The organism is Pseudomonas sp. PLMAX, from assembly GCF_046042685.1.
In the GTDB taxonomy this organism is placed as follows: domain Bacteria; phylum Pseudomonadota; class Gammaproteobacteria; order Pseudomonadales; family Pseudomonadaceae; genus Aquipseudomonas; species Aquipseudomonas putida_AE.
This window is the reverse complement of record NZ_CP064949.1, coordinates 1,658,628-1,676,264: the sequence shown is the minus strand read 5'-3', so window position 1 is coordinate 1,676,264 and position 17,637 is coordinate 1,658,628. Positions and strand designations below refer to the sequence as shown.

Below are 17,637 nucleotides of genomic sequence, written 5' to 3'. Positions count from 1 at the left end.
CGCTCCATTCGCGAGCAAGCCCGCTCCCACATTGGAATGCATTTCAATGTGGGAGCGGGCTTACTCGCGAAGAGGCCAGAACAGGCACATCACTCCCCTGCATTAAAACTCACCCGCACCTTCAACCCCGCCTTCTCCCCATCATGCAGGCTGATCTGCGCCAGGTGCGCCCGACAAATTTCTCCAACAATCGCCAACCCCAACCCTGACCCCGCCACCTGCTGATTGCGCCGGTAGAACCGTTCAAACACCCGATCCCGCTCATCAAGGGGAATCCCCGGGCCATCGTCCTCGACCTCCAGCACCGCCGGGGTCGACACCCGCAGGATCACGTTGCCGCCCGCAGGCGTATGGGCCAGGGCGTTATCCACCAGGTTGCTCAACAGTTCGTTGAGCAACGTCGGTTCGCCGCGCAACCAGACCGGCTCGTCCGCTTCCAGCGCCAGGGCCACGCCGCGCTTGTGGGCCAGCGGCGCCATGGCCATGCCCAGCTCACGCGCCAACTGGCTGAGGTCGAGCAATTGCGCGCCGCCCTCGGCAATCGCCCTGGCACCGTTTTCCACCCGGGCCAGCGAGAGCAGTTGATTGGCCAGGTGGGTCAGGCGATCCGTGCCCTGGGCGGCGGTTTCCAGCGTACTGCGCCAGGTTTGCGCATCGTTCGAGCGCAAGCCCAATTCCAGCCGGGCCTTGAGTGCCGCCAACGGCGTGCGCAGTTCGTGGGCGGCATCGGCGATGAATTGCGCCTGCTTCTCGAACTGCCCGCGCAGACGCTCGGTGAAATGATTGAGTGCGCGCACCAGTGGCCACAGTTCGCGCTGCACTTCGACCAGGGGCAACGGCCGCAGGTCATCGGGCTGACGCTCCTCCACCGCGGTGCGCAAACGCTCCAGCGGACGCAGCGCCGCACTGACCGCAAACCACACGATCATCAGGGCCCCGATCGCCAGCATGCCCAGGCGCAGCAAAGTATCGCCGGCCAGACTACGGGCCATGCTGACACGGGCCTCATCGGTCTCCGCCACGCGGATTTCCGCCATGCCGTTCATGTTCGGCTCGCTGACCGCCTTGAGCAGGCTGACCACGCGCACGTTCTGCCCCTGGTAAGTCGCATTGTAAAAACGCGCCAGCGCCGGGTAGTCGTCGGTTCGCGGCGTACCGGGTGGCGGTGGTGGCAGGTTTTCGTAGCCGGAAATCAGCTTCTGGTTGATGTCGTTGACCAGGTAGAAAATCCGCCCCGCACTGTCGTAGGCGAACGTGTCGAGGGCCACATAAGGCACGTCCAGGCTGAGGCTGCCATCACGCTCGGACAAGCCGGCGGCGATGGTCCGCGCCGAGGCCAGCAACGTCCGGTCATAGGCCGTGTCGGCCGCTTCGCGCCCGTTCCAGTAAGCGCTCAAGCCACTGGCCAGCATCAATACCACCAGCAACAGCGCCAGGTTCCACAGCAACCGCCAACGCAGGCTGCTGGCCTTATGCATCACGACTTTCCAGCAGATAACCGAGACCGCGGAACGTGACGATGGCCACCGGGTGGCCGTCGAGTTTCTTGCGCAAGCGGTGTACGTAGATTTCGATGGCGTCGGGACTGGCCTCCTCGTCCAGGCCGAAGACCTGGGAGGCCAGTTGCTCCTTGCTCATCACCCGGCCGGGACGGGCGATCAGGGCTTCGAGTACCGCCTGCTCGCGGGAAGTCAGGGTCAGCAACTCCTCACCGAGAGTGAAGCGCCGGGTCTCCAGGTCGTAGGCCAGCACACCACAGCGCTGCAGACGCTCGCCTCCCAACACGCTGCGGCGCAGCAAGGCCTTGACCCGGGCTTCGAGTTCGGTGAGCTCGAAAGGCTTGGCCAGGTAATCGTCGGCGCCCAGGTTCAGGCCATGGACCCGATCCTTGACGTCGCTGCGGGCCGTCAGCATCAACACCGGAAGGTTCTTGCCGCGGGCACGCAGGCGCGCCAGCACCTCGAAACCATCCATGCGCGGCAGGCCGACATCGAGAATCGCCATGGCGTATTCCTCGCTGCCCAGCGCCAGGTCGGCCGCGACACCGTCGTGCAGCACATCCACGGTCAAGCCGGTGCTCTTGAGCGCCTGGGCGACGCTTTCGGCGAGCTGCAGATGGTCTTCGACGAGCAGGACACGCATGGATCATTACCTCGTTCAGGGATGGTCGACGCCATTGTTTGGCGCGGAGTTTACAGCGGCATCCGTCGCTGTGAAGCCCGAAAAACCGTGAAAGCCCGATGAAAGGTTAGCGAAAGGTTCGACCGTTAGAGTCGACCCACGGATGGTTTCGATCACAGCCATCGCTCCTGCTTTGAAATGTAGCTCCCGAAAAACGCCTCGATGCGTTTTCGCCAATAAGAACAATAACGAGGTACTTTGCCATGCTGTCCACACAGCGCCAGATTTGCCCGCCCCGCCCCTTTTCCCGCTCCCCATCGTTTACGCTTGCCGGCGCCGTCATCGGCTGCGCGAAGCGAAACCGCCGCATCTGAAACATCCCCAAAAACAACAACTCCCGTGGAGACAACAATGAATCGATCACTGCGCCGTTTCGCCCTCGCCGCCAGCGTCATGATGTTTGCCGGCCAACTGATGGCCGAGCCCAAGCGCCCGGAATGCATCGCCCCGGCCTCCCCCGGCGGCGGTTTCGACCTGACCTGCAAACTGGCGCAGAGCGCCCTGGTCAACGAAAAGCTGCTGACCAAGCCGATGCGCGTGACCTACATGCCCGGCGGAGTCGGCGCGGTGGCCTACAACGCCGTGGTCGCCCAGCGCCCGGCCGATGCCGGCACGCTGGTGGCCTGGTCCAGCGGTTCGCTGCTGAACCTGGCCCAGGGCAAGTTCGGTCGTTTCGATGAAACCAACGTGCGCTGGCTGGCCGCCGTCGGCACCAGCTACGGCGCCATCGCGGTGAAAAGCGATTCGCCCTACAAGAACCTCGACGATCTGGTGCAGGCGCTGAAAAAAGATCCGAGCAAAGTGGTGATCGGTTCCGGCGGCACCGTCGGCAGCCAGGACTGGATGCAGACCGCCCTGATCGCCAAGGCCGCCGGGATCAACCCGCGTGACCTGCGTTACGTCGCCCTCGAAGGCGGCGGTGAAATCGCCACCGCCCTGCTCGGCGGCCACATCCAGGTCGGCAGCACCGACATCTCCGACTCCATGCCGCACATCCAGAGCGGCGACATGCGCCTGCTGGCAGTGTTCTCCGACAAGCGCCTGGACGAGCCGGAAATGAAAGACATCCCGACCGCCCGCGAGCAAGGCTACGACATCGTCTGGCCAGTGGTGCGCGGTTTCTACCTCGGGCCAAAGGTCAGCGATGAAGACTACGCCTGGTGGAAAGATTCCTTCGACAAACTGCTGGCCTCGTCCGAGTTCGCCAAGCTGCGCGATCAGCGCGAACTGTTCCCGTTCGCCATGACCGGCCAGGAACTGGACACCTACGTGAAAAAGCAGGTAGCGGACTACAAAGTGCTGGCCAAAGAGTTCGGCCTGATCCAGTGATCGTCTCTGTCTAGCGGCTGCGGCTCCGTCTGGCGGAGCCGCGGCACAGGAGTTCCCCATGCTCTTACAACGCATTTTTGCTTCGGTGCTGTTGCTGGCCTGTGTCGGCCTGGCGCTGATGGCCTGGCCGTATCAAGCGGCTTTTTCCTACGAACCGGTGGGGCCTCGGGCCTTTCCGCTGTTGATGCTGGGCCTGATGGGCTCGGCGCTGTTGTACATGGTGTTCCGTCCGGCACCGATCAAGCACAGTGATGACGAGCCGCCGCTGGATCGCGAAACCCTGACCAAGATCGGTATCTGTGTGGTGCTGTTGCTGGTGTTCGCCGGCACTTTCGAACCCCTGGGGTTCATCGTCGCCAGCATCCTGATCGGCGTGCCCATGGCCCGTCTGTACGGCGGTCGCTGGGTGCCAAGCAGCGTGATCATCAGTCTGATGGCCGTCGGCCTCTACCTGCTGTTCGACAAGTTGATGGACGTGCCGCTGCCCCTTGGCGTGCTCGACGTTCTGGAGAACTGATATGGATACTCTTGGCTATTTGGGTCAGGGCTTCGGCGTCGCGCTGAGCCCGTACAACCTGGTGACCGCCTTGTGCGGCACCCTGATCGGCACCGTGGTCGGCCTGTTGCCGGGCCTGGGGCCGATCAACGGCGTGGCGCTGCTGATCCCCATCGCATTCGCCCTCGGCCTGCCACCTGAGTCGGCGCTGATCCTGCTGGCGGCGGTGTACCTGGGTTGCGAATATGGCGGGCGGATCAGCTCGATCCTGCTGAACATTCCGGGCGAAGCCTCCACCGTGATGACCACCCTCGACGGCTACCCGATGGCCCGCAAAGGCTTGGCCGGTGTGGCGTTGTCGCTGTCGGCGTGGAGCTCGTTCATCGGTGCCTTCATCGCCACCTGCGGCATGGTGCTGTTCGCCCCGCTGCTGGCGAAATGGGCGATCGCCTTCGGCCCCGCGGAATACTTCGTGCTGATGGTGTTCGCGATTGTCTGCCTTGGTGGCATGGCCGGTGATCGACCGTTGAAAACCTTCATCGCGGCGCTGATCGGCCTCTTCCTGTCGACGGTCGGCATCGACGCCAACAGCGGCGTGTACCGCTTCACCGGGGACAACATCCACCTGACCGACGGCATCCAGTTCGTCGTGCTGGTGCTGGGCCTGTTCTCCATCAGCGAGATCCTCCTGCTGCTGGAGAAAACCCACCACGGCCAGGAAGCGGTGAAAGCCACCGGGCGCATGATGTTCAACTTCAAGGAAGCGGCATCGGTGTTCGTGGTGAACATCCGTTGCGGCGTACTGGGTTTCATCATGGGCGTGTTGCCCGGTGCCGGTGCAACCCTGGCCAGCGCCGTGGCCTACATGACCGAAAAACGCATGGCGGGCGCCAAGGGCACCTTCGGCCAGGGTGACATGCGTGGCCTCGCGGCCCCGGAAACCGCCATCGGCGGCGCGGCCTGCGGTGCGCTGGTGCCGATGCTGACCCTCGGCGTTCCGGGCTCGGGTACCACGGCGGTGATGATCGGTGCCCTGTCGCTGTACAACATCACGCCGGGGCCGTTGCTGTTCCAACAGCAACCGGACATCGTCTGGGGCCTGATCGCGTCGTTGTTCATCGCCAACGTGATGCTGGTAATCCTCAACATCCCGATGATCCGCATCTTCACCCGTATCCTCGCCGTGCCGAACTGGGCGCTGGTGCCAGTGATCGCGATCATTACCGGGATCGGCGTCTACGCGGTGCACGCCACCACCTTCGACCTGTTCCTGATGATCGGCATCGGCATCTTCGGTTACATCCTGCGCAAGCTGGACTTCCCGCTGTCGCCAGTATTGCTGGGGTTCATCCTCGGCGGCCTGATGGAACAGAACCTGCGCCGCGCCCTGTCGATTTCCAACGGTGCGCTGGACATCCTCTGGTCGAGCCCGATCACGTTCGGTTGCTGGGTCCTGACGGCGATCATGCTGTTGATGCCGATCATCCGCATCTGGCGCAAACGCGCGGCCGCGCAACGCGTTATCGCCGATGTCTGATAGGTCTCCCTTCAAACTCTGGTGGGGAACCCCGCTGGTCGGCCTGCTTGGCGGTTTCCTCGCCAGCCAGGTCGGCTGGCCTTTGCCGTGGATGGTCGGCTCGTTGCTGGCGATCATCCTCGTGCGCTGCCTGACACCCTGGCAACTGGCGGAAATCCCTGGCGGGCGCAAGTGTGGCCAGTGGATCGTCGGCATCGGTATAGGCCTGCACTTTACCCCGGTGGTGATGGAGCAGGTACTGAGTCATTTCGGCCTGATCTTCTTCGGCGCCCTGGTCACCAGCCTGTCGGCGGTGGTCGGGGTGTGGTTGATGCGCCGTACCGGCGAAGATCGCGCCACGGCATTTTTTTCCAGCATGCCCGGCGGCTCCGGGGAGATGGTCAACCTCGGTGCGCGCAATGGCGCAGTGCTCAGTCGAGTGGCTGCCGGGCAAAGCCTGCGGGTGCTGGTGGTGGTGCTGTGCGTACCGGCGGCGTTCAAGTATCTGTTGGGCGACGGTGCGCCGATTTCCCACGCGGGCAGCATCGATTGGTACTGGCTGGCGTTGTTGTTTCCGGCGGGGGCGCTGGCGGCCTGGATCTGGGAACGCCTGCGCCAACCCAATCCCTGGTTGTTCGGCCCCTTGCTGGTGAGCGCAGCGGTAAGCATCGGTTGGGACCTGCACATCGGCTTGCCCAACGGTGGCAGCCAGATTGGCCAGTGGTTGATCGGCAGCGGCCTGGGCTGTCACTTCAACCGGCAGTTTTTCCGGCGTGCGCCATCGTTCATGGGGCGGACGTTGATCGGTACGGTGCTGACCATGCTGATCGCCACGGCGGCGGCGCTGGGCTTGAGTGCGCTGACCCACCTGGATTTGCGTTCACTGACATTGGGCATGATGCCCGGCGGGATCGCCGAGATGAGCCTGACGGCGGAAACCCTGCAGTTGTCGGTGCCGCTGGTGACGGCGATGCAGGTGATGCGGTTGTTGTTTGTGTTGTTTCTGGCGGAGCCGTTGTTCAAGTACTGGAACCGCAATCCGGATTCAGTCTGATAAACCGAGGCGCCTTCTTCGCGAGCAAGCCCGCTCCCAAACAGGTTTTGTGGACACCGCAAAAACCATGTGGGAGCGGGCTTGCTCGCGAAGAGGCCCTCACCATCGCCGCTTAAACCGGCGGCAATCGCCACTCGATCGGCGTTTCGCCATTCTGCTCCAGAAACTTGTTGGTCCGGCTGAAGTGCCCGCACCCGAGAAAACCACGATAGGCCGACAGCGGTGACGGGTGCACCGAGGTCAGCACCAGGTGCTTGGTGGCATCGATCAGCTTCTGTTTGCTCTGGGCATGGGCGCCCCACAGCATGAACACCAGGTGCGGTTGCTGCTGGCTGACCACTTCAATGATCCGGTCGGTGAAAAACTGCCAGCCCTTGTCCTTGTGCGCATTGGCGTTGGCACGCTCCACGGTCATGGTGGTATTGAGCATCAACACGCCCTGCTCGGCCCAGCTTTGCAGGTAGCCGTGGCTGGGGATGTCGATGTTCAGGTCGCGCTTCAACTCTTTATAGATATTGACCAGCGACGGCGGCGCCGGCACGCCCGGTTGCACCGAGAAGCACAGGCCGTGGGCCTGGCCCGGGCCGTGATAGGGGTCCTGGCCGAGAATGACCACCTTGACCTTGTCCAGCGGCGTGGAATTGAGCGCGTTGAAGATCATCGGGCCCGGCGGATAGATTTCCTTGCCCGCCGCCCGCTCGTCCTGGAGGAATTGTCGCAACTCTGCCATGTAGGGCTGGTCGAATTCGGCACGCAGTGCCTCCTTCCAGCTCGGTTCGAGTTTGATACGGTCGTCAGCAGTCATGGTTACATCCGGCAAAAACAATGGGGCGAACCCTAGGAAAGCCCATCACGCTTGTCAATTGATCTGACGCAGATCCGGCACTTTCCCACACAGCGATCATACTTACCCCTCAAATTCCCCAGCGAGGTCACCGATGAATCTGCACTTCGAAGAACTCACCGGCACTGACGGCGCCCGTATCGGCATTGCCACCCTGGATGCCGAGCAATCGTTGAACGCCCTGTCCCTGCCGATGATCAACGCCCTGCGCGACAGGTTGGACGCCTGGGCCAAGGAACCGCAAATCGTTTGCGTCATGCTGCGCGGCAAAGGCATCAAGGCCTTCTGCGCCGGCGGTGAAGTGCGCAGTCTGGTCGAGGCCTGTCGTGCCCATCCGGGCGAAGTGCCGCCCCTGGCCGCCAACTTCTTCGCCGCGGAGTATCGGCTGGACTTTAGCCTGCACACCTATCCAAAACCGCTGATCTGTTGGGGCCACGGTTATGTGCTCGGCGGCGGCATGGGGCTGCTGCAGGGGGCGAGCATCCGGATTGTCACGCCGAGCAGCCGGCTGGCCATGCCGGAGATCACCATCGGCCTGTACCCGGACGTCGGCGCCAGTTGGTTCCTGTCACGCTTGCCCGGCAAGCTCGGCTTGTTTCTCGGCTTGACCGGTGCCCACATGAACGGTCGCGATGCGATCGATCTGGACCTGGCTGATCGTTTCCTGCTCGATGAGCAACAGCCACAGCTGATCGAAGGCCTGCTGCAGTTGAACTGGCAGGAACAGACGCCGATGCAGCTCAACAGCCTGCTCAAGGCCTTGCAGCAGGAGGCGGTTGCGCAGATGCCCGAAGCCCAGTGGCTGCCACGCCGCCAGCAGATCGATGAACTGCTGGATGTCAGTGATGTGCGTTGCGCCTGGAAGGCCATCAGCACGCTGCGCGATCACGCCGACCCGCTGCTCAACCGCGCGGCGCGCAACCTGATCGAAGGCTCGCCGCTGACCGCGCATCTGGTCTGGGAACAGATCAAACGCGCCCGCCACCTGTCGCTGGCGCAAGTCTTCGAGATGGAATACACCCTGAGCCTCAACTGCTGTCGCCATCCCGAATTCAGCGAAGGCGTGCGCGCGCGGTTGCTCGACAAGGACCAGAAACCCCACTGGCACTGGCCGGACGTCAACAATGTGCCGGATGCGGTGGTGGAGGCGCATTTCCATAAGGTCTGGGAAGGTCGACACCCGCTGGCAGATCTGTCGAATTACTGAAACTAAATGTGGGAGCGGGCTTGCTCGCGAAGGCGGAGTGTCAGTCGACATTATCGTTGTCTGACACTCCCTCTTCGCGAGCAAGCCCGCTCCCACAGGTGTTGCGTTAATCCAAGGGACTAGCGGTGGTCGCCACGGCCGTTATGGTCACCTCGACCACCGTGCTTGTTGTTGCGTCCACTTCGGTTATCGTTGTTCCAGCCGCCGCGGTTACGGCCGTCCCAACCATGCGCCCGGTAGTCTGGGCGAGCCTGGTAATAGCGAGGTGCCGGTTGGTAATAGCGTGGCGCCGGTTGATAAACCCGCGGCTGGTGGTAATAGCGCGGCGTTGGCTGGTAATACCGGGCAGGCGGCGCGTAGTACCGGCGTGGTGGTGTGTAATAACCACCGCCGTTGGAATAATAGGAGCCTCCACCGGCGTAATAAGGCGCTGGCGAGGTGTAGACCTCGGAACTGTAGTAACCGGCTCCTCCATCGGAATAAGGTACGCAACCACCCAGGAACAAACCCAACACGGCAATGAGAAGAATTTGTCGATGCATAGCGGCCTCCTGGACCGCGAATGAGCCAAACCAGCGACGCTGGCAGGCGACAGCCAAATGTTCCAACTGTCGATAGATCAGACATCGAATTCGAGATCTGGTGCGTCCCTGCAACACGTTGAAACATGTCGCCGATGAAAAGTTGTTCATCTATTAACGCTGGCCAGCACGTCCCATTGCGGTGCACCCGCGCACCATCACAAGGCAGGCGCAAGCAACCTTGCTAGCGCTTCAGTCGATCAATCCCGCATGCCAGAGCGCTTCAACCGACTTGGCACGTCTCTCGCTTAAGCAAACACGTGCAGGAGTCATCACAGGTTCGCGGCACCACAATTTGCAATGGCTGACTAGGGTTCCGGCTCGCAAGCGCGAGTGGCTGGTCCGAGAGTTGGCGACCTCCAGTTGAGGTTACACGGCGGGACAAAAGCCCGGGAGACAAGCCACCGTTCGCGGTGCCGCTGCCTTCCTGTCCGCCCTTGATCAACTGGAGAACCACCATGTCCCAGCATCGTTTACCCGCCCTGCTCGCCGCTGCCTTCGCAGCCCTGGTGAGCCTCTCGTCCCCCGCCGCCCAGAAAGACCAGTTCAGCGTCTGCTGGACGATCTACGCCGGCTGGATGCCCTGGGAATACGCCGGCAGCCAAGGCATCGTCGACAAGTGGGCGAAGAAGTACGGCATCAAGATCGATGTGGTCCAGCTCAATGACTACGTCGAATCGATCAACCAGTACACCGCCGGCCAGTTCGATGGCTGCACCATGACCAACATGGATGCGCTGACCATTCCGGCCGCTGGCGGCGTCGACAGCACTGCGCTGATCGTCAGCGACTTCTCCAACGGCAACGACGGCATCGTGCTCAAGGGCGAAGGCAAGAAAGTCGCCGACCTCAAGGGCACCGATGTCAATCTGGTCGAGCTTTCGGTGTCGCACTACCTGCTGGCCAGGGCCCTGGATTCGGTGGACCTCACCGAGAAAGACCTGAAAGTGGTCAACACCTCCGACGCCGATATCTCCGCCGCTTTCAACACCGATCAGGTCAGCGCCGTCACCACCTGGAACCCGATGCTTTCGGACATCAAGGCCCAGCCCGGGGTGACCGAGGTGTTCAATTCCAGCCAGATCCCCGGCGAGATCATGGACATGATGGTGGTCAACTCCCAGACCCTAAAGGACAACCCGGCACTGGGCAAGGCGCTGACCGGCGCCTGGTTCGAAGTGGTCGAGTTGATGAATGCGAAAAACGCCGCGGGCAAGGCCGCACTGGAGCACATGGCCAAAGCCTCGGGCACCGACCTGGCCGGTTTCCAGGCGCAACTGGACACCACCAAATTGTTCGCCACCCCGCAGGAAGCCCTGGCGTTCAGCACCAGCAAACAACTGCCGGAAACCATGCGCAAGGTGGCCGAGTTTTCCTTCCAGCACGGCTTGCTCGGTGAAGGCGCCAAAGACACCAGCGCGGTGGGCATGGCCTTCGCCAACGGCGTGACCAGCGGCGACAAGGGCAACCTCAAGCTGCGCTTCGACCCCAGTTACGTGCAGATGGCTGCCGACGCCAAGTTGTAACCAGAGGACTTGGCCATGCGCCTGATCAATCGCCACCCGGATCGCCCGAGCCGCCTGTTGCTGGTGATCCTGCCCTTCGCCCTGCTGCTGCTCGCCTACTTCATGGGCTCGGCCGAGCGCCTGGCGGATAACCCCAACGACAAACTGCTGCCCAGCGCCGTACAGATGAGCGACGCGGTGCAGCGCCTGGCCTTCGTGGCCGACAGCCGCACCGGCGACTACCTGCTCTGGCAGGACACAGCGTCCAGCCTGCGACGCCTGGCCATCGGCCTGGGCATCAGCGCGCTGGCCGGCCTGTGCCTGGGCATCGCCGCCGGGACGCTGCCGTTGTTCGGCGCGCCGTTGTCACCCTTGCTGACCGTGCTGTCGATGGTGCCGCCGCTGGCGATCCTGCCGATCCTGTTCATCGTCTTCGGTTTGGGTGAGTTGTCGAAAGTGATGCTGATCGTGATCGGCATCACACCGGCCCTGGCCCGCGACCTGGAACAGCGTGCCCGGGAAATCCCCGTGGAACTGCTGATCAAGGCGCAGACCCTCGGAGCATCGACCTGGACCCTGATGCTGCGGGTGGTGCTGCCGCAATTGCTGCCACGCCTGCTGATCTCGCTGCGCCTGATGCTGGGTTCGGCGTGGCTGTTCCTGATCGCCGCCGAAGCCATCGCCTCCACCGACGGCCTCGGCTACCGGATTTTCCTGGTGCGCCGCTACCTGGCGATGGACGTGATCCTGCCGTACGTGGTGTGGATCACCCTGCTTGCCTGGCTGATGGATTGGGGCCTCAAGCGCCTGACCCTGCGTGCTTTCCCTTGGTATGAAGGAGCGCGGGCATGAGTTTCATCACTGTGAAAAACGTCTGGCAGCAATACGCCGACCAGGTGGTGCTCGAAGGCCTGAACCTGAGCGTCGCCGAGGGTGAGTTCTGCACCCTGGTGGGCGCCTCCGGTTGCGGCAAGTCAACTTTCCTGCGCCTGCTGCTTGGCCAGGAAAAAGCCAGTCGCGGCGAGATCCTGCTCGACGGCCAAACCCTGGCCGGCGAACCGGATTCCAGCCGTGGCGTGGTGTTCCAACGTTATTCGGTGTTCCCACACCTGAGCGTGCTGGACAACGTCGCCCTTGGTCTCGAACTGCCCCGCTCGCGTTTGCTCGGACGCCTGTTCGGCAGCGCTAAAAAAGAGGCTCGCGAACAGGCTTCGGTGCTGCTGCACAAAGTCGGTCTCGGTCACTCGCTGGACAAGTACCCGGCGCAACTGTCCGGCGGCATGCAACAACGCCTCGCCATCGCCCAGGCGCTGATCATGAAGCCGCGGGTGTTGCTGCTCGACGAACCCTTCGGCGCCCTCGATCCGGGCATCCGCAAAGACATGCACGCCCTGCTGCTGGAGCTGTGGCGCGAGACACGACTGACGGTGTTCATGGTCACCCACGACCTGTCCGAAGGTTTCAGCCTCGGTACTCGCCTGCTGGTGTTCGACAAGGTCCGCCTCGACCCGCACGCCCCAGGTGCCTATGGCGCACGCATCACCTACGACATCCCTTTGAACAGCGACCGCCGCACCTGCCGTGCCGCCGTCGACGCCTTGCCCGTGCAACTGGCAAGCACGCTTCGTATCGCTTAGAGGAATATGAAAATGACCGACTCGACTCAACTGTTCCCGCCCTTCGCCGAAGAAATGCTGCCCGGCGGCGGCCACCGTTCCTTCGTGCTCAAACGCGGCCAGCTGCTGCGCCTGACCGACCTGCGCGGCGGCGCCAACGTCAGCCTGACGTTGCTCAACGCCAACGAAAAAACCGAACGCCTGAACCTGCCCGACAGCCTCAAGTGCCAACACACCGCCAAGCTTACCGCCGGCCATTGCCTGTACTCGGACATGGGCCGCGTGCTGGCCGCCATCACTGCCGATACCTGCGGTTGGAGCGACAGCCTTGGCGGCGTGCTCTGCGCTGAAGAAGTGGCGGAAAAATATGGCCAGGGCCGCTATCAGGAACTGCGCAACGGCTTCTTCCGCAACGGCACGGACAACCTGCTGGTGGAGTTGGGCAAGTGGGGGTTGGGGCTGTCCGACCTGCTGATGACCCTCAACCTGTTCAGCCGGGTCAACGTCGACGACGCCGGGCGCTTTCACTTCGTCGAGGGCAACTCCAAGGCTGGCGACTACATCGAGTTGTACGCGCCGATGGACACCCTGGTGGTGCTCACCGCCCTGCAGCATCCGATGGACCCGTCGCCGGAATACTCACCTAAACCCTTGAAGCTCAGCTGGATGAACGCCGACCCCAGCGTCGCCGAACACTGCCGCACCTCGCGCCCGGAAAACGAGCGCGGCTTCATCAATACCGACCGTCTGTTCGCCTGAGGATCGCTGCCATGTCACTCGCAATCGCTACCGCTGACGTTACTACGAGCAGGCAACCCGAAACCGCGGTCTACCGCGCCACCATCCCCGCCGGCGAACCCTGGCTGATGGAGGTCAAGGCCGGCCAGACCCTGCGCATCCTCGACCTGGAAGGCAACCAGGCCGTCGACACCCTGTTCTACAGCGTCGCCAATCCCAAGGAACGCTACGACGTGCAGCGCACCCTGCGCCGCCAGAACAGCGTGTACCTCACCACCGGCAGCGTGCTGTATTCCAACCTCGGCAAGCCGATGCTGACCATCGTCGCCGACACCTGCGGGCGCCACGACACCCTCGGCGGCGCGTGCGCGCAGGAGAGCAACACCGTGCGCTACGCCCTGGAAAAACGCCACATGCACAGTTGCCGCGACAACTACCTGCGCGCCTGCGTGCATGACGGGCGCCTGGGCAAAGGCGACATCGGGCCGAACATCAATTTCTTCATGAACGTACCGGTCACGGCGGACGGCGGGCTGACCTTCGAAGACGGGATTTCCGCACCGGGCAAATACGTCGACCTGCGGGCCGAGATGGACGTGATCGTGCTGATCTCCAACTGCCCGCAACTGAACAACCCGTGCAACGCCTACAACCCGACCCCTGCGGAGCTGCTGGTATGGAACTGAAATTCCCGAAATTGCGCCGCTGGTTGTTTGCCCTGTGCCAGGCCCGCTCAAGCCAGTGCCTTGTAGGAGCTGGCTTGCCAGCGAATGGGCCAGCACATTCAACAATGGTGTGACTGACACACCGCTTTCGCTGGCAAGCCAGCTCCTACAGGGGGCGGTGGTGTTTGAAGAAAGTTGATTTTCCCGTCGGGGACGACCCTGGCGCTCATCGAAAAACTGCGGGACGGCCCGCATCCCCTCCAGGGGTTATGCCATGTTCGAAAAAGTCCTGATTGCCAACCGTGGCGCCATCGCCTGCCGCATCCTGCGCACCTTGCGCGAACTGCAGGTCGCAGGCGTTGCCGTGTATTCCGAAGCCGATGCCGCGAGCCTGCACATCCTGCAAGCCGACGAGGCCCATTGCCTCGGTGAAGGCGCGGCCGCTGGCACCTACCTCGCGGTGGAAAAAATCCTCGCCATCGCCAAAGCCACCGGCGCCACCGCAATCCATCCCGGCTACGGTTTTCTCTCGGAAAACGCAGCGTTCGCCGAAGCCTGCGAAGCCGCCAACATCGCCTTCATCGGCCCGACGCCGGAACAACTGCGGGTGTTCGGCCTCAAGCACACCGCCCGCGCCCTGGCCAAACAACACGGCGTGCCGATGCTCGAAGGCACCGAGCTGCTCGACAGCCTCGACGCAGCGCTGATCGCCGGCGAACAGGTCGGTTACCCGGTGATGCTCAAGAGCACCGCCGGCGGTGGCGGCATCGGCATGCGCGTGTGCCGCAGCGCGGCCGAGTTGAGCGAATCCTTCGAGGCGGTCAAGCGCCTCGGGCAGAACAATTTCAGCGACGCCGGCGTGTTCATCGAGAAGTACATCCAGCGCGCCCGGCACCTGGAAGTGCAGGTGTTTGGCGACGGCCGTGGAGAGGTGATAGCCCTCGGCGTGCGCGACTGTTCGGTGCAGCGGCGCAACCAGAAAGTCCTCGAGGAAACCCCGGCGCCGAACCTGCCCGAGGGCATGGCCGATGAACTGTGCGCGGCGGCGATCAAGCTGGCCAAGGCGGTGAACTACCGCAGCGCCGGCACCGTCGAGTTCGTCTTCGACAGCGATGCCCAGCGGTTCTACTTCCTGGAAGTGAACACCCGGTTGCAGGTGGAGCACGGCGTCACCGAGCAAGTCTGGGGCGTCGACCTGGTGCGCTGGATGGTGCAACTGGCCGCGGGTGATCTGCCGCCGTTGAGCGAGTTGAGCCGAGGTTTGAAAGCTGACGGCCATGCGATTCAGGCACGACTTTATGCCGAGGATCCGGGGCGGGATTTTCAACCGAGTCCGGGCTTGCTGACCGCCGTTGATTTTCCCGTCGCCGACGGCAAACAGCTGCGCATCGACACCTGGGTCGAGGCCGGTTGCGAGATCCCGCCCTACTTCGATCCGATGATCGCCAAGGTCATCAGCTGGGCATCGACCCGCGAACAAGCGGCTGCCGATCTGCATCAAGCCTTGGGCGACAGCCTGCTGTACGGGGTGGAAACCAACCGCGATTACCTGCGGCAGATTCTGCTCGATGCGCCCTTCGCCAGCGGCCAGCCATGGACCCGTTGCCTGGAGGGCCTGGAGTACCGCGCCAATACCTTCGAAGTGCTCAGCGCCGGCACCCAGACCAGCGTCCAGGACTATCCCGGCCGCCTCGGCTACTGGGCGGTCGGCGTGCCGCCATCGGGGCCGATGGACAGCCGTGCGTTGCGCCTGGGCAACCTCCTGCTGGGCAATGACGAAGGCGCCGCAGCGCTGGAAATCACCATGAGCGGGCCGTTGCTGCGGTTCAATTGTGATGCGGTGGTGGCGGTGACCGGTGCGATGATTCCGCTGACGCTGAACGGTGAAGCCGTGCCGATGAACACCGCGCTGCTGGTTCCGACTGGCGCGACTTTAAGCCTCGGCACGATCGCCGGTGCTGGTGCGCGCAGCTATCTGTGCATGCGCGGTGGCTTGCAGGTTCCGGATTATCTGGGGAGCAAAAGCACCTTTACCCTCGGTCAGTTTGGCGGGCATGGCGGTCGTGCCTTGCGGGCGGGTGATGTGTTGCATCTGCCGGCGTTGAACGACCGTAGCGTCGGTGCGCAACTGCCTGAAATCGCAGAGTTGCCCGCCGTACGGCAAATCCGCGTGATCTACGGCCCCCACGGCGCACCGGAATACTTCACGGAAAACTACATCGGCACCTTCTTCGCCACGCAGTGGGAAGTGCACTTCAATTCCAGCCGCACCGGCGTGCGCCTGATCGGGCCGAAGCCTGAGTGGGTGCGCGCCGACGGCGGTGAAGCCGGGCTGCACCCTTCGAATATCCACGACAATCCGTACGCCATCGGCGCTGTGGATTTCACCGGTGACATGCCGGTGATCCTCGGCCCGGACGGCCCAAGCCTGGGCGGTTTCGTGTGCCCGGTGACGGTGATCGAAGCGGATCTTTGGCAGCTGGGCCAGCTCAAGGCTGGGGACAAGGTGCAGTTCCACCCAGTCGATCTCAAGACCGCGCGCACCCTCGCCTTGAAATGGAAAACCTGTAGGAGCTGGCTTGCCAGCGAAGAGGCCCTAACAGACACCGCATCAACTTCTTCGCTGGCAAGCCAGCTCCTACAGGGGGTTGTGTCGCCTGTGGTGCTGGATTTGGGTCAGGGGGATACGCGACTGGTCGCGAGGCTGTCGGGGGATACTCATCTTCTTCTCGAAATCGGCGCCCCCGAACTCGACCTCGTCCTGCGCTTCCGCGCCCACGCCCTCATGCAAGCCCTGGAAAGCAAACACCTGCACGGCGTGATCGACCTGACCCCAGGCATCCGCTCGCTGCAAGTGCATTACCAACCCGAGCAACTTCCGCTCGCCGACCTGCTCGGCATCGTCGCTGGCGAATGGGACGCCGTGTGCGCCGCCAAGGACCTGCAGGTGCCCTCGCGCATCGTCCACCTGCCGCTGTCCTGGGACGACCCGGCCTGCCAGTTGGCGATCGAAAAATACATGACCACCGTGCGCAAGGACGCCCCCTGGTGCCCGAGCAACCTGGAGTTCATCCGTCGCATCAACGACCTGCCGAACCTCGATGAAGTGCAACGCACGGTGTTCGACGCCAGCTACCTGGTGATGGGCCTGGGTGACGTCTACCTCGGCGCACCGGTCGCCACTCCGCTCGACCCGCGCCATCGCCTGGTGACCACCAAGTACAACCCGGCGCGCACCTGGACCGCGGAAAATTCGGTGGGCATCGGTGGCGCCTACATGTGCGTGTACGGCATGGAAGGCCCCGGCGGTTATCAGTTTGTTGGGCGCACTTTGCAGATGTGGAATCGCTATCGCGAAGTCGCCGCGTTCGATGGCAAACCCTGGCTGCTGCGCTTCTTCGACCAGATCCGTTTCTACCCGGTCAGCGCCGATGAACTGCTGCGCATCCGCCGGGATTTCCCCCTCGGGCGTTTCGATCTGAACATCGAGCACAGTCAGCTGAACCTGGCGGATTACCAGGCGTTCCTGGCGCAGGAAGCCCAGAGCATCAACGCGTTTCGCGATCAGCAAAAAGGCGCCTTCAATGCCGAACGCGAGCGCTGGATCGCCAGCGGCCAGGCGCATTTCGACAGCGAAGAGCTGGTTCCAGAGGTGAGCGAAGACGCCCCTCTGGCCAGCGGTCAACAGAGCGTCGACAGCCACATCGCAGGCAATCTCTGGCAAGTCCAGGTGCAGGCCGGCAGCCGCGTCGAGGCCGGTGATGTGCTGGTGATCCTGGAGTCGATGAAGATGGAAATCCCGCTGCTCGCGCCAATGGCCGGCGTGGTGCGCGAGATTCGCGTGCAGCCGGGTTCGGCAGTGCGTGCCGGACAACGCGTCGTGGTGCTGGAACTCGACTGAACCC

General features: G+C 63.1%; 15 protein-coding genes and 1 riboswitch. Of the genes, 11 read left to right on the top strand and 4 right to left on the bottom strand.

The genetic code is table 11. The features are described 5' to 3' along the window. Nucleotides 1-89: 89 nt before the first annotated feature. Both DKB71_RS07665 and DKB71_RS07660 read right to left on the bottom strand, forming a co-directional pair. Complete coding sequence (locus DKB71_RS07665) at nucleotides 90-1,478, bottom strand: sensor histidine kinase N-terminal domain-containing protein (protein WP_408600007.1); 1,389 nt, start codon at nucleotides 1,476-1,478, stop codon at nucleotides 90-92. Continuing rightward, on the bottom strand, nucleotides 1,471-2,142 hold the full coding sequence (locus tag DKB71_RS07660) for a response regulator (RefSeq protein WP_008055965.1): 672 nt from the start codon (nucleotides 2,140-2,142) through the stop codon (nucleotides 1,471-1,473). Before DKB71_RS07660 ends, DKB71_RS07665 begins: the two co-directional genes overlap by 8 nt. Nucleotides 2,143-2,532: 390 nt before the next feature. Between DKB71_RS07660 and DKB71_RS07655 the strand changes: the two genes are divergently transcribed. From DKB71_RS07655 to DKB71_RS07640, 4 genes are read left to right on the top strand one after another with little or no spacing between them, the layout of a single operon-like run. Further along, nucleotides 2,533-3,510: a Bug family tripartite tricarboxylate transporter substrate binding protein gene (locus DKB71_RS07655; protein WP_408600006.1), complete on the top strand. Its 978-nt coding sequence runs from the start codon at nucleotides 2,533-2,535 to the stop codon at nucleotides 3,508-3,510. A gap of 58 nt (nucleotides 3,511-3,568) precedes the next feature. Next, nucleotides 3,569-4,027 carry a tripartite tricarboxylate transporter TctB family protein gene (locus DKB71_RS07650; protein WP_274073510.1) on the top strand — a complete coding sequence of 153 codons (459 nt, stop codon included), beginning with the start codon at nucleotides 3,569-3,571 and terminating at the stop codon, nucleotides 4,025-4,027. Nucleotide 4,028: 1 nt separating this feature from the next. Continuing rightward, on the top strand, nucleotides 4,029-5,543 hold the full coding sequence (locus DKB71_RS07645) for a tripartite tricarboxylate transporter permease (protein WP_406592002.1): 1,515 nt from the start codon (nucleotides 4,029-4,031) through the stop codon (nucleotides 5,541-5,543). After that, the gene (locus DKB71_RS07640; RefSeq protein ID WP_408600004.1) at nucleotides 5,536-6,576 is read left to right on the top strand and encodes an AbrB family transcriptional regulator; all 1,041 of its coding nucleotides are present in this window, start codon (nucleotides 5,536-5,538) and stop codon (nucleotides 6,574-6,576) included. Before DKB71_RS07645 ends, DKB71_RS07640 begins: the two co-directional genes overlap by 8 nt. Before the next feature lie 112 nt (nucleotides 6,577-6,688). Here DKB71_RS07640 and ung read toward each other — a convergent pair whose 3' ends face one another. Further along, nucleotides 6,689-7,381 (bottom strand): uracil-DNA glycosylase, encoded by a 693-nt coding sequence (ung, locus tag DKB71_RS07635; RefSeq protein ID WP_408600003.1) that lies wholly within the window; start codon nucleotides 7,379-7,381, stop codon nucleotides 6,689-6,691. A 133-nt stretch (nucleotides 7,382-7,514) separates the two neighbouring features. Here ung and DKB71_RS07630 point away from each other — a divergent pair, with 133 nt between their 5' ends. Continuing rightward, nucleotides 7,515-8,627, top strand: a complete 1,113-nt coding sequence (locus tag DKB71_RS07630; RefSeq protein WP_408600002.1) for an enoyl-CoA hydratase/isomerase family protein — start codon at nucleotides 7,515-7,517, stop codon at nucleotides 8,625-8,627. 119 nt (nucleotides 8,628-8,746) lie between these two features. Here DKB71_RS07630 and DKB71_RS07625 read toward each other — a convergent pair whose 3' ends face one another. Next, nucleotides 8,747-9,169 carry a hypothetical protein gene (locus DKB71_RS07625; RefSeq protein ID WP_408600001.1) on the bottom strand — a complete coding sequence of 141 codons (423 nt, stop codon included), beginning with the start codon at nucleotides 9,167-9,169 and terminating at the stop codon, nucleotides 8,747-8,749. Between the two features lie 336 nt (nucleotides 9,170-9,505). Then, nucleotides 9,506-9,606: riboswitch (guanidine-I (ykkC/yxkD leader) on the top strand. Between the two features lie 60 nt (nucleotides 9,607-9,666). Between DKB71_RS07625 and DKB71_RS07620 the strand changes: the two genes are divergently transcribed. From DKB71_RS07620 to uca, 6 genes are all read left to right on the top strand, one after another. After that, complete coding sequence (locus DKB71_RS07620) at nucleotides 9,667-10,734, top strand: putative urea ABC transporter substrate-binding protein (RefSeq protein WP_274073504.1); 1,068 nt, start codon at nucleotides 9,667-9,669, stop codon at nucleotides 10,732-10,734. Nucleotides 10,735-10,749: 15 nt separating this feature from the next. Continuing rightward, nucleotides 10,750-11,565, top strand: a complete 816-nt coding sequence (locus tag DKB71_RS07615) for an ABC transporter permease (RefSeq protein ID WP_408600000.1) — start codon at nucleotides 10,750-10,752, stop codon at nucleotides 11,563-11,565. After that, entirely contained in the window at nucleotides 11,562-12,350 is a 789-nt protein-coding gene (locus tag DKB71_RS07610; RefSeq protein ID WP_408599999.1) for an ABC transporter ATP-binding protein, read from the top strand. The genes DKB71_RS07615 and DKB71_RS07610 overlap by 4 nt, the downstream gene beginning before the upstream one ends. Before the next feature lie 12 nt (nucleotides 12,351-12,362). Then, on the top strand, nucleotides 12,363-13,088 hold the full coding sequence (locus DKB71_RS07605) for an urea amidolyase associated protein UAAP1 (RefSeq protein ID WP_408599998.1): 726 nt from the start codon (nucleotides 12,363-12,365) through the stop codon (nucleotides 13,086-13,088). An 11-nt stretch (nucleotides 13,089-13,099) separates the two neighbouring features. After that, entirely contained in the window at nucleotides 13,100-13,753 is a 654-nt protein-coding gene (locus DKB71_RS07600; protein WP_274073500.1) for an urea amidolyase associated protein UAAP2, read from the top strand. Nucleotides 13,754-14,006: 253 nt separating this feature from the next. Further along, nucleotides 14,007-17,633, top strand: a complete 3,627-nt coding sequence (gene uca / locus DKB71_RS07595; RefSeq protein ID WP_408599997.1) for an urea carboxylase — start codon at nucleotides 14,007-14,009, stop codon at nucleotides 17,631-17,633. Nucleotides 17,634-17,637 lie beyond the last annotated feature (4 nt).

Coding starts and splice junctions, on each gene's coding strand:
- DKB71_RS07665 (WP_408600007.1), bottom strand. CDS start 1,478: ATGCATAAGGCCAGCAGCCTGCGTTGGCGGTTGCTGTGGAACCTGGCG.
- DKB71_RS07660 (WP_008055965.1), bottom strand. CDS start 2,142: ATGCGTGTCCTGCTCGTCGAAGACCATCTGCAGCTCGCCGAAAGCGTC.
- DKB71_RS07655 (WP_408600006.1), top strand. CDS start 2,533: ATGAATCGATCACTGCGCCGTTTCGCCCTCGCCGCCAGCGTCATGATG.
- DKB71_RS07650 (WP_274073510.1), top strand. CDS start 3,569: ATGCTCTTACAACGCATTTTTGCTTCGGTGCTGTTGCTGGCCTGTGTC.
- DKB71_RS07645 (WP_406592002.1), top strand. CDS start 4,029: ATGGATACTCTTGGCTATTTGGGTCAGGGCTTCGGCGTCGCGCTGAGC.
- DKB71_RS07640 (WP_408600004.1), top strand. CDS start 5,536: ATGTCTGATAGGTCTCCCTTCAAACTCTGGTGGGGAACCCCGCTGGTC.
- ung (WP_408600003.1), bottom strand. CDS start 7,381: ATGACTGCTGACGACCGTATCAAACTCGAACCGAGCTGGAAGGAGGCA.
- DKB71_RS07630 (WP_408600002.1), top strand. CDS start 7,515: ATGAATCTGCACTTCGAAGAACTCACCGGCACTGACGGCGCCCGTATC.
- DKB71_RS07625 (WP_408600001.1), bottom strand. CDS start 9,169: ATGCATCGACAAATTCTTCTCATTGCCGTGTTGGGTTTGTTCCTGGGT.
- DKB71_RS07620 (WP_274073504.1), top strand. CDS start 9,667: ATGTCCCAGCATCGTTTACCCGCCCTGCTCGCCGCTGCCTTCGCAGCC.
- DKB71_RS07615 (WP_408600000.1), top strand. CDS start 10,750: ATGCGCCTGATCAATCGCCACCCGGATCGCCCGAGCCGCCTGTTGCTG.
- DKB71_RS07610 (WP_408599999.1), top strand. CDS start 11,562: ATGAGTTTCATCACTGTGAAAAACGTCTGGCAGCAATACGCCGACCAG.
- DKB71_RS07605 (WP_408599998.1), top strand. CDS start 12,363: ATGACCGACTCGACTCAACTGTTCCCGCCCTTCGCCGAAGAAATGCTG.
- DKB71_RS07600 (WP_274073500.1), top strand. CDS start 13,100: ATGTCACTCGCAATCGCTACCGCTGACGTTACTACGAGCAGGCAACCC.
- uca (WP_408599997.1), top strand. CDS start 14,007: ATGTTCGAAAAAGTCCTGATTGCCAACCGTGGCGCCATCGCCTGCCGC.